We start from the raw sequence: 13,790 nt of genomic DNA on the forward strand, positions 1-13,790 counted from the left end.
CCTAGGGTGAGACCTCGGAAAATCCGGGTTTGGTGGATGGGGAGCTTGATGGAGCCGTTGGAAGCTGCGGACCCACGGGCCGCCGGGCCGTATCAGCTGCTGGGACGTCTGGGCTCGGGCGGGATGGGCCGGGTGTTCGTCGGAGAATCCGTGACGGGACGGCGGGTTGCCGTGAAGGTCGTACGGGAGGATCTGGCGGCCACGCCCGGTTTTCGCGACAGGTTCCGGCGCGAGGCCAAGCTCGCGATGCGGGCGGGCGGCTTCTGGACCGCGCCGGTCGTCGACGCGGACCCGGACGCCACCATGCCGTGGATCGCGAGCCAGTACGTCGAAGGCCCCTCGCTCGACGAGTACGTCATCCAGCAGGGCCCGTTGGACGAGTCCGAGGTGCGCAGGCTCGGCACGGGACTGGCCGAGGCCCTCGCCTCGTTCCACCGAGGCGGCCTGGTCCACCGCGACCTCAAGCCCTCCAACGTCCTGCTCGTCGACGACGGTCCGAGGGTCATCGACTTCGGCATCTCCAAGGCCCTGGAGACCACCGGCGGTACCGATCTGACCAAGGCCGGGACCGTCCTGGGCACCCCTGGCTTCATGTCGCCGGAGCAGGCACTGGGGCAGCCGGTGGGCCCGCCCTCGGATGTCTTCTCGCTCGGCTCCCTGCTCGTCTACGCGGTCACTGGCGCAGGGCCCTTCGGTGACGGGTCCTCCCACGCGCTGTTGTTCCGGGTGGTGTACGAGGCACCCGATCTCAGCGCCGTGCCGGACGGGCTGCGGGGGCTGGTGCAGGACTGTCTGCACAAGTCTCCGGAGGGCCGTCCCACCGCCGACGCGCTCCTCGCACGCCTCGCGGGCGTACCGCGGGCGACGGTCCCCGACCCGCGCATCGCGCCGAGGCCCGTGGCGGAGACCGTTTCCGACGCGGATGCCCTGGCGGCCACCGGACCGCAGCCTGCGAGCTCGACCGTCACGGCCGAGCAGCCCGAGGCGGCACCGCGCGGGCATCGGCCGGTTGCTGAACCACCGGCCGCCCTCCCCGCGTTCACCGTGGAGAAATGGGGCCTCGCGGCGGTCTGGCGCCGCATGCGATGGCCGGCCGTTTCGGCGTTGACGATCGCCGGCTTCCTGCTCTTGGGCGGAGCGATGATCCAGGGGCCAGAGGCCGCGTTCGTGTTGACGCTCTTCGTCATGCTGCTGCATCTGCTCTACGGGGTGAAGGTTTCGTTGCCACTCCTCGGCCCCAGGACGCTGCGGGTCGGAGCGGACGGGCTCTATGTGCGGCACGGCCCGCACACGGTCACGGTGCCCTGGCGGGACATCTCCTCCGTCACGCTCACCGGAAAGCGGAACAGTCGCAGCATCGCCCTGACGGCGGCCCTCGAAGAAGGAACGGACACCCGGGTCCCCTCCCCGCTCCACGCCGGGACGGGTGTGCTGAAGTGCACGATCGTCTCCCCCGCGAAGAACGAGACGAGTACCCGCCTGGACGGCCTCGATACCGCACTGCGGCGTTTCGCGGGCAGCCGCTACCAGTCGCTTCCCGCCGCGGGCTGACGGCGCCGTACGGCCACCGGTGAGCCGGGCGGCGCGCCGTGGCCCGGCAGCGGTAGGGGGCAGCAGGCCCATGCCTGCCGCCCCGCGCCCCTGGGGGAGGGGACGTCCCTACTGGCCTCCTGGTTTCCTGGCCTGGCCTGGCCTCAGAATCCGGCTGGCTCCGTATACACGCCCCACTCGTCGCGCAGCGCGCCGCAGATCTCGCCGAGCGTCGCCTCGGCCCGTACGGCCTCCAGCATCGGCTCGATCATGTTGCCGCCGGCCCGTGCGGCGTCCAGCATCGTCTTGAGCGCGGCCCGCACCCTGGCGTCGTCCCGCGCCGCCTTACGGTCCGCGAGCACCCGCACCTGCTCCCGCTCGACCTCGTGGCTGACCCGCAGGATCTCCAGGTCGCCGGTGACCGAGCCGTGGTGGCAGTTGACGCCGACGACCTTCTTGTCGCCCTTCTCCAGCGCCTGCTGGTACTGGAAGGCGGACTCGGCGATCTCGCCGGTGAACCAGCCGTCCTCGATGCCGCGCAGGATGCCGGAGGTCATCGGGCCGATCGGGTGCTCGCCGTTCGGCACCGCGCGCCGGCCGCGCTCCTTGATCTGGTCGAAGATCTTCTCGGCGTCCGCCTCGATCCGGTCGGTGAGCGACTCGATGAACCACGAGCCGCCCAGCGGGTCCGCGACATTGGCGACGCCGGTCTCCTCCATCAGCACCTGCTGGGTGCGCAGCGCGATCTCCGCGGCCTGCTCGCTCGGCAGCGCCAGGGTCTCGTCCAGCGCGTTGGTGTGCAGCGAGTTCGTGCCGCCGAGCACGGCCGCCAGGGCCTCGACGGCGGTGCGGACGACGTTGTTGTACGGCTGCTGGGCGGTCAGCGAGACACCGGCGGTCTGGGTGTGGAAGCGCAGCCACTGCGCCTTCTCGCTCGTGGCGCCGTACACATCACGCATCCAGCGGGCCCAGATACGGCGCGCGGCGCGGAACTTGGCGATCTCCTCGAAGAAGTCCAGATGCGCGTCGAAGAAGAAGGACAGGCCGGGGGCGAAGGTGTTGACGTCCAGCCCGCGGGAGAGGCCCAGTTCCACATAGCCGAAGCCGTCGGCGAGGGTGTACGCCAGCTCCTGCGCGGCCGTCGCGCCCGCCTCGCGGATGTGGTAGCCGGAGACCGAGAGCGGCTTGTACGCCGGGATGCCGCGGGCGCAGTGCTCCATCAGGTCGCCGATCAGCCGCAGATGGGGCTCCGGCTGGAAGAGCCACTCCTTCTGCGCGATGTACTCCTTGAAGATGTCCGTCTGGAGCGTGCCGTTCAGGACACCCGGGTCGATCCCCTGCCGCTCGGCGGCCACCAGATACATGCAGAAGACCGGGACGGCGGGACCGCTGATCGTCATGGAGGTCGTGACATCACCGAGCGGGATGTCCCGGAACAGCACCTCCATGTCGGCGGCCGAGTCGATGGCGACGCCGCAGTGCCCGACCTCGCCCAGCGAGCGCGGGTCGTCGGAGTCGCGGCCCATGAGCGTCGGCATGTCGAAGGCCACGGAGAGGCCGCCGCCGCCCGCCTTGAGGATCATCTTGTAGCGCTCGTTGGTCTGCTCGGCGTTGCCGAAGCCCGCGAACTGGCGGATCGTCCACGTCCGCCCCCGGTAGCCGGTCGGATACAGCCCTCGCGTGAAGGGGAACTCGCCCGGCCACCCGATCCGCTCGAACCCCTCGACCGAGTCCCCGGGCCGGGGCCCGTACGCCGGCTCGACAGGATCACCCGAAAGCGTGCTGAAGTCAGCGTCCCGCTTACGGGCGGAGTCGTACCGGGCCTGCCAGCGGCGGCGGCCCTCATCGATCGCGTCAGCGTCCATACCTCTGAATTTACTAGGACGTCCTAGTAGTTGTCGACGGGAGGGGCTCCTGAGTCGCCCTATGCGTGGCGATACTCACTCTCCGTAAGGGCGTGGACAACGCAAAAGCGCCCGCCCCTCAGAGGGACAGGCGCGTTCCGCAGGGATTCCCGGGGCGGCCGGGCGGCCGTCAGACCTTCACCGGCTCCGGAGCGTCACCGGCGATCAGCGGCTCGACCTCCCGCACCACCTGGCGCTCCACGAAGAACGCCGCGGTGGGGATGGTGCCCGAGATCAGCACCCACAGCAGCTTGCCGAACTTCCACTTGGCCTTGGAGCCCAGGTCGAAGGCGAAGACCAGGTAGATGATGTAGAGCACGCCGTGGATCTGGGAGACGACGAGGGTCAGGTCCTTGCCCATCCCGAAGCCGTACTTGAAAACCATGCAGGTACAGAGCACCAGCAGCATCACCGCGGTGACGTAGGCCATCGCCCGGTAGCGGGTCAGGACGCTTCGCTTCATGCCCCGAGGGTAACCAGCCGTTCCGGGGCGATCTTCGCCGCCCCCCTCCGGACGCCGCCCTATTCGTCCTTGAAGTCCGCCGCCGCCACCCGCAGCGGCCGCAGCAGCGCGAAGATCTCCGCACACTCCTCGGCGTCATAGGCCCCGAGCCCGAAGTCCATCGCCATCAGGTCGCGGGTCGCCGCGTCACACACCTCGCGGCCCTTCTCCGTGATGCTGGCGAGCGTGCCCCGCCCGTCGTTGGGGTTCGGCCGCTTGGCGACGAGCCCGGACTTCACCAGCCGGTCGACGGTGTTGGTCACCGAGGTGGGGTGCACCATCAGCCGCTCGCCGATCTTCGACATCGGCAGCTCGCCGGCCTTGGAGAAGGTCAGCAGCACCAGCGCCTCATAACGGGCGAAGGTCAGCCCGTACGGTTTGACCACCGCGTCCACCTCGGCCAGCAGGATCTGATGGGCGCGCATGATCGAGGTGATCGCGGCCATCGAGGGCACGGCGCCCCATCGCTGCTGCCACAGTTCATCGGCGCGCGCGATGGGATCGAAAGCAAGGCTGAGCGGCTTCGGCACGCGTCCGACCCTACCGGGCGGCCATATGGTGGTCAGCCGCGTCTCATTTTTCGGTCTTGGCCACCGGTGCGGCCGGTCCGCGCACCGGGCCGGGGGACGGTCGGTCCGGCCCAGGGAACGTCCGGTCCGGCCCGTGGGACTTCCCCTCCGGCCCGGCGGATGTCCCGTCCGGCCCCGGCGCCGTACGCCGCACCTCGAAGATCACCGCCAGTACGCAGACCGCCCCCAGCACCCCCGCGGCCGGCATCACCACCCGCAGCGGCGCGTACTCCGCGGCGGCCCCGGCCAGTCCCATCGCCAGGCCCATCAGCGTCATCCGACCCGCCTGCATCACGGTCATCGCCCGGCCCAGGAGCTCCTCGGGGACCGCGGCGACGAACCAGCGGTCCACCCCGAAGTTGTAGGAGATCCCGGTGCCGGTCAGCGCGAGCAGCAGCACCGCCCAGCCGAGCGAGGGCCGTGCGGCGAAGCCGAGCGAGGGCAGCACCGCGAAGACGCCCATGGGGAAGGTCAGCCGGGTGCGGACCCGCGGCCCGAGGAACGCGCCCACCAGGCTCTCGGCGAGCACCGCACCAATGGGCATGCTGCACATCAGCAGCCCCATACCGGCCGGCCCGGTGCCGAGCAGGCCGGCGTAGGGGACCAGCAGCGCCTCGGGGATCACGACGAAGGCCGGCGGCAGCCACGTCAGCAGCAGCAGCGCCCGCACCCGGCGGTCGGCCAGCAGCCGCCGGGCCCCGCCCAGCGAGGCCGCCAGCAGCGCCCCGCGTGCCGCGCCCCGGGCCCCGTCCCGCGCCGGGCGCGCCCGGGTCCCCAGCCGCAGCAGCAGCGCCGACCCGAGGAACGCACCGGCGGTGAGCGCGAGCACCGCCGCCGGGGACACCACGGTGAGCAGCAGGCCCCCCACGGCGAACCCGGCGAGCTGTGCGCTCTGGTTCACGATGCGGATCACCGAGCGCCCCAGGACGAACAGCTCCCCCTCGCCCAGGATCTCCCCCAGGGTCGCGGCCCGGGTCCCGGCGAACACCGGCGCGATGGCCGCGAGCACACAGCGCAGCACCAGCAGCACCCCGACCGGGGTGCCCGGCGCCACCATCCCCGCCGCCGCCAGTGCGCACAGCAGATCGCAGCCGACCAGCACCCGCCGGGCCGGATACCGGTCGGCGACCGCCGACAGCAGCGTCCCGCCGACCACGTACGGCAGCAGCCCCAGCGCGAAGGTCAGCGCGCTGAGCAGCGGCGACGCGGTGAGCCGGAAGACGAGGACGGACAGCGCGATCTCACAGACGACCACGCCGAGCGAGGACAGCAGATGCGCGGCGAAGACGTACCGGAACTCGGGGACGGCGAAGACGGCGCGATAGCCGTCCGGGCGGGCCGCACCGGTGGCCGGCCCGGCGTCGGCGACGCCCCCATCGGGGCAGGCGGGAAGGCGGCCCGACGGCGCGGGCCCGGAAGGCGAGGGCATGTCGGCAGCCTGCCGGAGCCCGGTGCCGCCCCGTATTCTTTCGGCTCCAGCCGAATCCTGCGTCCGGGGGGAGCGTGCGGCCGTGCCGGTGAACCTGCATTTCGGCGCCGATGACCTGCTCCGCATCCGGTTCGCCGTCTCCCCGCTGTGCGAGACCCATGAGGCCGTACGGACCCTGCGCCGCGCCGACCGGCACGGCTATCACGCGCCGTGGCTGCGCCGGATGCGCGAGACGCTGGCCGGGCTGGACCTGACGCCGCTGTGGCTCTTCATGCCGTCGGTCCCCCCGGGCTACACGCCCGACTTCCTGGGCCGCCCGCCGGACACCCCGATGGCGGGCTTCGACGAGGAGCTGGCGCGGCTGCGGGCCACCGACCCGGCGCTGGCCCGGGCCGAGATGGCCAAATCGCTGGCGAGCATCCCGGCGGCCGCGGAGTCGGCGCGCGGCCGGGCGGCGCTGGCCGATCCGGCCCGGGCCGTCCAGGAGCTGGCCGATGTCACCGAACGGGCCTGGCGGGCACTGCTCGCACCGGACTGGCCGCGGCTGCGGGCGCTGCTGGAGGCCGAGATCGCCTACCGGTCGCGGCAGTTGGCGGGCGGCGGGCTCCAGCGGCTGTTCGCCGATCTGCATCCGCGGCTGTCCTGGTCGGGCGACACCCTGACGGTCCGCACCCGCGCCGACTTCGCCCTGATGCAGGATCTGGACGGCCGCGGGGTGCTGCTGCTGCCCAGCGTCTTCGTCTGGCCGGACGTGGTCAGCGGGTTCGACCCGCCGTGGCAGCCCACCGTGATCTACCCGGCGCGCGGGATCGGCGGACTGTGGACCGAACCGGAGACGGGCCCGGCGCTGGCCCGGCTGCTGGGGGCGAACCGCGCCGCCGTACTGGCCGCGCTCGACACCCCGTCGACCACGACGGCCCTGGCCCACCGCCTCGGCCTGGCGCCGTCCTCCGTATCGGAGCAGCTGTCCGTGCTGCGCGACGCCGGTCTGCTGGTCTCGCACCGGCACGGACACCAGGTGTTCTACGAGCGCACCCCCCTGGGGATCACCCTGGCGGCGGGCGGCTGACGCCCGCCGGGGCACTCGGGCCCCCCGCCGGGGCACTCAGTGGCGTCCGGAACCGCTCAGGTCCGGGGGGTTTCACCGTCGCCGAGATACCGCTCCACGGTCTCGACCTTCGAGGTCAGTCCGTCGGTGACGCCGTGCCGGATGTCCGCCTTCAGCACCAGCGAGACCCGCCCGGAGCGGGCCTCGACGGCCGCGACCGCGCGCTTGACGACGTCCATGACCTCGTCCCACTCCCCCTCGATGGAGGTGAACATGGCGTCCGTACGGTTCGGCAGCCCGGACTCCCGGACGACCCGGACCGCGTCGGCGACATACTCACCGACGTCCTCGCCGACGCCCACCGGGCTGACGGAGAAGGCGACGATCATGCGTTCACGACCCCTTCCTTACGGGCCCGGGCCGCGATCACGCCGGCCTCCTCCTCGCGCTTGAGGATCCGGTCCCCGAAGAGGCCGCCGAACGGCAGGATCGCCAGCACGAAGAAGAAGGCGACGCGCTTGACCGGCCACTTGGTGCGGTTCCACACGTCCAGCAGCAGCACCACGTAGGTGATGAAGAGCAGGCCGTGGATCATGCCGAGCGGCATCACCAGCGAGTCGTAGTCGAAGGCCAGACGGAAGCCGGTGCCGAAGATCAGCAGCGCCGGGAAGGAGATGGCCTCGGGAATGGAGGCCAGGCGCAGTCGGTGCAGGGCGGCGGCGGTCTTGATGTCCACGGGAACCTCGTTCGGGTGGCAGATGGGCGATCGGCGCGCAGCGCCGTCTTCCGGGGGTGGAGGTCGGGCGACGGGCGGGCGTGCTTGTGCAAGAGTTCACAAACTTTGGCCCATTGTTACAGCCGCCTCGGCGATCACCGCGCCCGGGGGAGGCAAGGGCCGGCAGACCGGCACGCGGCACGAGATTCAGGGCGATATCAGGGACAAAGGACCTGCCCCGCGCGGCTCCGGCCGACTACGGTCTGATCCGTGGCTCAGTTTCGGCTCCAGGGGAGCAAGGTGCTCGCCGTCGACATGACCGGCGACGCCGTCAAGGCGAAAAACGGTGCGATGGTCGCGTACGACGGCCAGATGGCGTTCAAGAAGATGTCCGGTGGCGGCGAGGGCCTGCGCGGCATGGTCACCCGGCGGCTCACGGGTGAGCAGATGGCCGTGATGGAGGTGAAGGGCCACGGCACCTGCTACTTCGCCGACCGCGCGAGCGAGATCAACCTGGTGCGGTTGCAGGGCGAGAAGCTGTTCGTGGAGGCCGGCAATCTGCTGTGCACGGACGCCGCGCTCCGTACGGGCACGACCTTCACCGGCCTGCGCGGCGCCTCCCAGGGCAACGGCCTGTTCACCACCACCGTCGAGGGCAGCGGCCAGGCGGCGATCACCTCCCACGGCCCCGCGGTGGTGCTGCGGGTCACCAAGCAGTACCCCCTCCAGGTCGACCCCGGCGCCTATGTCGCGCACACCGGCGACCTCAAACAGCACCTCCAGTCCGGGGTGAACTTCCGCACCTTCATCGGTGAGGGCTCCGGCGAGGCGTTCCAGATCCGCTTCGAGGGGGAGGGCCTGGTGTACGTCCAGCCCAGCGAGCGCGACACCGTGGGCGGTGAGGTCTGATGCCGTTCACGGCGCTCAACTCCCGCATGGTGGAGGCCAGGATCGGTCCGGGCCAGCGGATGTTCAGCCAGCGCGGCGCGATGCTCGCCTACCGCGGCGAGGTCTCCTTCACCCCGAACATCCAGGGCGGCCAGGGCGGCATCGGCTCGATGATCGGCCGCCGGATCGCCGGCGAGGCCACCCCGCTGATGACCGTGGAGGGCACCGGCACGGTGATGTTCGGCCACGGCGGCCATCATGTGCACGTCGTCGACCTCACGGGCGAGACGCTCTACGTCGAGGCCGACCGGCTGCTGGCCTTCGACGGCGCGCTCCAGCAGGGCACGATGTTCATGGGCGCGCAGGGCGGGGTGATGGGCATGGTGCGCGGCCAGGTCACCGGCCAGGGCCTGTTCACCACGACCCTCCAGGGCGTCGGCTCGGCCGCGGTGATGGCGCACGGCGGGGTGATCGAACTCCCGATCACGCCCCAGCGCCCGGTCCATGTCGACCCGCAGGCATATGTCGCCCACCGCGGCGACGTCCGCAACAAACTGTCCACGGCGCTCGGCTGGCGCGACATGGTCGGCCGCGGCTCGGGCGAAGCCTTCCAGCTGGAGCTGTCGGGCCAGGGCACCGTCTACGTACAGGCGTCGGAGGAAAAGCTGTGACCGGTCCCGTCGTCCACGACGTCCATTCGCTCCCCGCCGACGACAACGTCCATGCGTACGCCTTCAGCGTCGAGCTGGACGGCCAGTGGTTCCTCCAGAAGGGGAAGATGATCGCCTACTACGGGCAGATCGACTTCCAGGGCATCGGACACGGCCGCCTGGACCGCCTGGTCGCCGGAAGTTTTCATTCGCCACTGCACGCCGCGGACTGGGTCGTCGCCGAGGGCCGGGGAAAGATGCTGCTCGCGGACCGTGCCTTCGATGTGAACTCCTTCGACCTGGAGGACGGCAACCTGACGATTCGCTCGGGCAACTTGCTCGCATTTCAGCCATCTCTGTCGCTGAAGCAGTCGATCATCCCGGGCTTCCTCACCCTCATCGGCACGGGCAAGTTCGTGGCCGCGTCCAACGGCCCGGTGGTCTTCATGGAGCCGCCGATCCGGGTGGACCCGCAGGCGCTCGTCGGCTGGGCGGACTGCCCGTCCCCGTGCCACCACTACGACCACCAGTACCTGCAAGGATTCCTGGGCGGACTGCGGGCGCACACCGGTATCGGCGGGGCGTCCGGAGAGGAGCACCAATTCGAGTTCGTCGGGGCCGGCACGGTCCTGCTCCAGTCGACGGAGCAGCTGATGCCGGAACTGGCGACCGGCGCGGTGCCGACCGAAGCGGGCGTTCCGGGCGGGGGCGGACACGTCCCGCAAAGTGGCTCACAACTGCCCCAGCTCCCCGGCAACCTCGGGAGCCTCCAGCGCCGCTTCGGGCTGTGAGCGGTACTCTGCGGACGGTGACCTCGAACGTCTGACCAACAACCGGCCCCCGGCCGGGCGAGGTGCCACCCCCGGCATGATTAATTCGATATTCAACTTTTACGGGTAGAATTCACTCCATGACGACCGACAGCGACACCCCCTGGCTGACCGACCAGGAGCAGTGTGCCTGGCGCACCCACCTCGATGTCAGCAGGCTGCTGATGCACCAACTCGAGCGCGATCTGCAACCGTTCGGCCTGACGAACAACGACTACGAGATCCTGGTCAACCTCTCCGAGGCCGAGGACCGGCGCCTCCGGATGAGCGACCTGGCAGCCAGCACACTCCAGTCCAAGAGCCGTCTCTCCCACCAGATCACCCGGATGGAGAACGCCGGTCTGGTGCGCCGGGAGAGTTGCGAGTCGGACCGCCGTGGCCTCTACGCCGTCCTCACGGACGAAGGCTGGGACACCATGCGCCGGGTCGCCCCGCACCATGTCGCCTCGGTCCGCAAGCACTTCATCGACCTCTTCACCTCCGAGGACCTCCAGGCGCTGCGCAGCTCGCTCACCCCGGTGGCCGAACACCTCCGCAAGGAGCGTGGCGGCCTCTGACCGGCCGGCCTCGGCCCCCTGACCGGGCCGGGGCCACACCGCCGGGGCCACGCCGGGCGTCAGGCCACCGGCAGCCGCAGCTCGAACACCGAGCCCGTGCGCACGGCCAGCGAACCCCCGTGCCGCACCGCGACATCCCGCGCGATGGCCAGCCCCAGCCCGGCCCCGCCGTCGTCCCGGGCCCGTGCGTCATCGAGCCGGACGAACCGCTCGAAGATCCGCTCCCGCTCGCTCTCCGGCACCCCGGGCCCGTCGTCCTCGACCCGCAGCACCGCCCACTCCCCCTCGCGCACCACGGCCACCCGCACGGACGCGACGGCATGCCGCTGCGCGTTGTCCAGCAGATTCCCCAGCACCCGGCCCAACTGGCCACGGGACCCCGCCACTTCCGCGCTCGCCAGCTCCCCGGTCCGCACCGGCACCCGGTCCCCGACCCGCTGCGAACTCTCCTCACGCACCATCGCCGCCAGATCCACCCGGGCCCCGCCCGGCCGCTCCCCCGCGTCCAGCCGGGCCAGCAGCAGTAGATCCGCCGCCAGCCGCTGGAGCCGTACGGTGTCCTCCACCGCACCCGGCACATCCAGCAACTCCGGGTGGGCCACCCCCACTTCCAGCTGCGTCCGCAGGCTCGCGATCGGGCTGCGCAGCTCGTGCGAGGCATCCGCGACGAACCGCCGCTGGCGCTCCACGGCCGACTCCAGCGCCGCCAGCGTCTCGTTGGTCGTCCGGGCCAGCCGCCCGATCTCGTCCTTCGACGACGGCACCGGCACCCGTCGGCTCAGATCCGTACTCGCCGTGATCGCGGCCATCTCCCCGCGAATCCCCTCCACCGGCCGCAGCGCCCGCCGGGTCACCAGCCAGGTCACCCCCGCCACCACCACGAGCAGCAGCGGCAGCCCGATCAGCATGGCGTCCCGCACCGACCCGACGGCGTCCTGCTCCGGCGCCAGCGCCGACCCCGCGCGCACCGTCACCTGCTCACCGCGGGTGTCCTTGGCCTCGACCACCGCGAACCGGTAGTCGGCCACCGTCCCGTCGACCTCCGCGGTCCCGTCCCGGTACTCGACGTCGTCGTCGACCTCACCCGGCTTCAGCGCACGGTCGTCGTCCTCGCCGTCCTCGTCCTCCTCCGCCGGCGGCGCGACGCTCCCCGCACCCTGCGCGGCGGCCACCCGCTTCCCGTCGACGGCCCGAACGTCCTCACCGACCGCCCGCACCCGCCCGTCATCGGCGACCACCACCACCGGATGCTCATCGCCGTCCGGCAGATCCAGCTTGTCGTACGCGGTCCCCGTCGCGATCTTCGCGGCCACCTCACGCGCCGCGACCTGCGCCTCCAGCCCCGCCTGGTTCTGGAGATTGCCGCGCAGCACCAGCAGCACCGCCACACCCGCCGCGATCAGCGCCAGGGCCACCACCACGGTCGCCCCGGCCGCCGCCCTGGCCCGTACCGAGCCCAGCACGCTACCCACCGGCCACCAGCCGGTATCCCGCGCCGCGCACCGTCACGATGTGGCCGGCGCCGAGCTTGCGCCGCAGGGCGCTCACGTACACCTCGATGATGTTGACATCGCCCTCATAGGCGAAGTCCCAGACGTGCTCCAGGATCTCCGCCTTGGAGACCACCTCGCCCGCCCGCACCGCCAGCTGCTCCAGCACGGCGAACTCCTTCGTCGTCAGCGCCACCTCGGCGCCGTCCCGCTCGACCCGCCGGGCCCCCTGGTCGATGGCCAGCGACCCCACCCGCAGCACCGGCGGCGCGGTCCGGCCGCGCCGCCGCAACAGCGCCTTCACCCGTGCCACCAGCACCACATACGAGAACGGCTTGGTCAGATAGTCGTCGGCGCCGGTGTCCAGCCCCTCGGCCTCGTCGTACTCGCCGTCCTTGGCGGTCAGCATCAGAATCGGCACCTCGTGGCCGGCCGCCCGCAGCGCCCCGCAGACGCGGTAGCCGTTCATCCCCGGCAGCATGATGTCGAGCACGACCAGGTCGTAGCTCTCCTCACTCGCCTGGTGGAGCCCGGCCAGACCGTCGTGCACCACATCGACCGCATAGCCCTCGGCCATCAGTCCCTTGGCCAGGGACAGGGCCAGCCGCTTCTCGTCCTCCACGATCAGGAGCCGGTACGGACGGTGTGCGGCGGGGCCGGGCGGGCGGTACTGCGTGACGGGCGGGTGCATGCGCTCACCATGCCATTCCCTTCCTGAAGCCCCCTTCAGCCGCCTTCAGGTCCCCTTCAGCTTGGTTCGGCCAGTGTGTGGGCACAGCCGATCGCAAGGGGAGAACACACATGAAGCGCCAACTGATCATCGCCACCGCCGCCGCGGCCGCCCTCGTCGCCGGCGGCACGGTCACCGCCGTCGCGGTCAGCGCCGACGGCTCCGGCAGCGCCCGGTCCGGCGCCCCGGTCTCGGCCGCCCACGACACGGCGCCCGCCGGCTCCGGCACCGCCCACGTGCAGGACGGCCGCTCCAGCATCCGTATGCAGGACGACGACGGCCAGGAGGACCGCCGCGAGGCCCGCGCCACCAAGGTCAGCGCGCCGGACGCCGCGGCCGCCGCCCTGAAGGCCGTCCCCGGCACCGTCTCCGGCCTCGACCTGGACGCGGACCGGGCCGGCCTGGTCTGGGAGGCGGACGTGCTCGGCAAGGACGGCAAGTGGCACGAGGTCACCCTCGACGCCGGCAACGGACGGGTGCTCAACCAGCACGTCGACACCGACGAGGACGACGACGCCCAGGAGCGCGCCGCCCTCCAGCAGGCCCGCACCGACGCCGCGTCGGCCGCCCGTACCGCCGCCTCGCACGGCACCGTGACCTCCGTCGACCTGGACGACGACGACCGCGGCAAGGCGGTCTGGGAGGTCGAGACGATCACCAAGGCCGGCAAGGAGCACAAGCTGTTGGTCGACCCGCAGTCCGGCAACCTGAACGCCGCTCCGGCGCAGTCCGACGACGACAACGACAACGACGGCGCGGACGACTGACCGCCCGCCCTCCATCAGGCCCCGCTCACCTCGCCGTGGGCGGGGCCTTCGGCGGGTTGCCGGTGGCCGTTCGCCGTTCGCCTACGGCGGGTGGGTGGCGGGTCGGAGGGGACGCCCGGTACCCCGTCCTCGGCGCGGGCGGCGGGGGTGGCCGTGGCGGGGGCCCCCGGCCGGGAGGAGG

Annotated in this window: 15 protein-coding genes; 7 read left to right on the forward strand and 8 right to left on the reverse strand. The window is 71.6% G+C overall.

Going from position 1 to position 13,790, the window contains the following annotated elements:
* Positions 1 to 48: 48 nt before the first annotated feature.
* Positions 49 to 1,551, forward strand: a complete 1,503-nt coding sequence (locus ACFWJW_RS31895) for a serine/threonine-protein kinase (RefSeq protein WP_387247658.1) — start codon at positions 49 to 51, stop codon at positions 1,549 to 1,551.
* 143 nt (positions 1,552 to 1,694) lie between these two features.
* Here ACFWJW_RS31895 and ACFWJW_RS31900 read toward each other — a convergent pair whose 3' ends face one another.
* The 4 genes from ACFWJW_RS31900 to ACFWJW_RS31915 form a co-directional block, all read right to left on the reverse strand.
* Entirely contained in the window at positions 1,695 to 3,395 is a 1,701-nt protein-coding gene (locus tag ACFWJW_RS31900; RefSeq protein WP_387247659.1) for a methylmalonyl-CoA mutase, read from the reverse strand.
* Between the two features lie 169 nt (positions 3,396 to 3,564).
* Positions 3,565 to 3,897: a DUF3817 domain-containing protein gene (locus ACFWJW_RS31905; RefSeq protein ID WP_387247660.1), complete on the reverse strand. Its 333-nt coding sequence runs from the start codon at positions 3,895 to 3,897 to the stop codon at positions 3,565 to 3,567.
* A gap of 59 nt (positions 3,898 to 3,956) precedes the next feature.
* On the reverse strand, positions 3,957 to 4,466 hold the full coding sequence (locus ACFWJW_RS31910; protein ID WP_387247662.1) for a MarR family winged helix-turn-helix transcriptional regulator: 510 nt from the start codon (positions 4,464 to 4,466) through the stop codon (positions 3,957 to 3,959).
* A 43-nt stretch (positions 4,467 to 4,509) separates the two neighbouring features.
* Complete coding sequence (locus ACFWJW_RS31915; RefSeq protein ID WP_387247664.1) at positions 4,510 to 5,934, reverse strand: MFS transporter; 1,425 nt, start codon at positions 5,932 to 5,934, stop codon at positions 4,510 to 4,512.
* A gap of 82 nt (positions 5,935 to 6,016) precedes the next feature.
* On the opposite strand from ACFWJW_RS31915, the gene ACFWJW_RS31920 reads away from it, so the two are divergent.
* On the forward strand, positions 6,017 to 7,003 hold the full coding sequence (locus ACFWJW_RS31920) for a DUF5937 family protein (RefSeq protein WP_387247666.1): 987 nt from the start codon (positions 6,017 to 6,019) through the stop codon (positions 7,001 to 7,003).
* Positions 7,004 to 7,059: 56 nt separating this feature from the next.
* Here the strand turns inward: ACFWJW_RS31920 and ACFWJW_RS31925 are convergent, their stop codons facing one another.
* Both ACFWJW_RS31925 and ACFWJW_RS31930 read right to left on the reverse strand, forming a co-directional pair.
* Entirely contained in the window at positions 7,060 to 7,371 is a 312-nt protein-coding gene (locus tag ACFWJW_RS31925) for an MTH1187 family thiamine-binding protein (RefSeq protein WP_387247668.1), read from the reverse strand.
* Positions 7,368 to 7,718, reverse strand: a complete 351-nt coding sequence (locus ACFWJW_RS31930) for a DUF3817 domain-containing protein (RefSeq protein WP_386691561.1) — start codon at positions 7,716 to 7,718, stop codon at positions 7,368 to 7,370. The genes ACFWJW_RS31925 and ACFWJW_RS31930 overlap by 4 nt, the downstream gene beginning before the upstream one ends.
* 249 nt (positions 7,719 to 7,967) lie before the next feature.
* On the opposite strand from ACFWJW_RS31930, the gene ACFWJW_RS31935 reads away from it, so the two are divergent.
* From ACFWJW_RS31935 to ACFWJW_RS31950, 4 genes are all read left to right on the forward strand, one after another.
* Positions 7,968 to 8,606 (forward strand): AIM24 family protein, encoded by a 639-nt coding sequence (locus tag ACFWJW_RS31935; protein ID WP_387247670.1) that lies wholly within the window; start codon positions 7,968 to 7,970, stop codon positions 8,604 to 8,606.
* Positions 8,606 to 9,256 carry an AIM24 family protein gene (locus ACFWJW_RS31940; protein WP_387247672.1) on the forward strand — a complete coding sequence of 217 codons (651 nt, stop codon included), beginning with the start codon at positions 8,606 to 8,608 and terminating at the stop codon, positions 9,254 to 9,256. Before ACFWJW_RS31935 ends, ACFWJW_RS31940 begins: the two co-directional genes overlap by 1 nt.
* Positions 9,253 to 10,026: an AIM24 family protein gene (locus ACFWJW_RS31945; RefSeq protein ID WP_387247674.1), complete on the forward strand. Its 774-nt coding sequence runs from the start codon at positions 9,253 to 9,255 to the stop codon at positions 10,024 to 10,026. The genes ACFWJW_RS31940 and ACFWJW_RS31945 overlap by 4 nt, the downstream gene beginning before the upstream one ends.
* A 119-nt stretch (positions 10,027 to 10,145) precedes the next feature.
* Positions 10,146 to 10,622 (forward strand): MarR family winged helix-turn-helix transcriptional regulator, encoded by a 477-nt coding sequence (locus ACFWJW_RS31950; RefSeq protein WP_042148837.1) that lies wholly within the window; start codon positions 10,146 to 10,148, stop codon positions 10,620 to 10,622.
* Between the two features lie 59 nt (positions 10,623 to 10,681).
* Here the strand turns inward: ACFWJW_RS31950 and ACFWJW_RS31955 are convergent, their stop codons facing one another.
* Positions 10,682 to 12,082: a sensor histidine kinase gene (locus ACFWJW_RS31955; protein ID WP_387247682.1), complete on the reverse strand. Its 1,401-nt coding sequence runs from the start codon at positions 12,080 to 12,082 to the stop codon at positions 10,682 to 10,684.
* Between the two features lie 4 nt (positions 12,083 to 12,086).
* Complete coding sequence (locus ACFWJW_RS31960; RefSeq protein ID WP_387247676.1) at positions 12,087 to 12,803, reverse strand: response regulator transcription factor; 717 nt, start codon at positions 12,801 to 12,803, stop codon at positions 12,087 to 12,089.
* A gap of 110 nt (positions 12,804 to 12,913) precedes the next feature.
* On the opposite strand from ACFWJW_RS31960, the gene ACFWJW_RS31965 reads away from it, so the two are divergent.
* The gene (locus ACFWJW_RS31965; protein ID WP_387247678.1) at positions 12,914 to 13,609 is read left to right on the forward strand and encodes a PepSY domain-containing protein; all 696 of its coding nucleotides are present in this window, start codon (positions 12,914 to 12,916) and stop codon (positions 13,607 to 13,609) included.
* Positions 13,610 to 13,790 lie beyond the last annotated feature (181 nt).

Source organism: Streptomyces sp. NPDC127097, from assembly GCF_042724075.1.
Classification (GTDB): domain Bacteria; phylum Actinomycetota; class Actinomycetes; order Streptomycetales; family Streptomycetaceae; genus Streptomyces.

Bases quoted from the DNA above. Each gene is read 5' to 3' on its own strand.
- ACFWJW_RS31895 (WP_387247658.1), top strand. From the start codon at position 49: ATGGAGCCGTTGGAAGCTGCGGACCCACGGGCCGCCGGGCCGTATCAG.
- ACFWJW_RS31900 (WP_387247659.1), bottom strand. From the start codon at position 3,395: ATGGACGCTGACGCGATCGATGAGGGCCGCCGCCGCTGGCAGGCCCGG.
- ACFWJW_RS31905 (WP_387247660.1), bottom strand. From the start codon at position 3,897: ATGAAGCGAAGCGTCCTGACCCGCTACCGGGCGATGGCCTACGTCACC.
- ACFWJW_RS31915 (WP_387247664.1), bottom strand. From the start codon at position 5,934: ATGCCCTCGCCTTCCGGGCCCGCGCCGTCGGGCCGCCTTCCCGCCTGC.
- ACFWJW_RS31925 (WP_387247668.1), bottom strand. From the start codon at position 7,371: ATGATCGTCGCCTTCTCCGTCAGCCCGGTGGGCGTCGGCGAGGACGTC.
- ACFWJW_RS31940 (WP_387247672.1), top strand. From the start codon at position 8,606: ATGCCGTTCACGGCGCTCAACTCCCGCATGGTGGAGGCCAGGATCGGT.
- ACFWJW_RS31950 (WP_042148837.1), top strand. From the start codon at position 10,146: ATGACGACCGACAGCGACACCCCCTGGCTGACCGACCAGGAGCAGTGT.
- ACFWJW_RS31960 (WP_387247676.1), bottom strand. From the start codon at position 12,803: ATGCACCCGCCCGTCACGCAGTACCGCCCGCCCGGCCCCGCCGCACAC.
- ACFWJW_RS31965 (WP_387247678.1), top strand. From the start codon at position 12,914: ATGAAGCGCCAACTGATCATCGCCACCGCCGCCGCGGCCGCCCTCGTC.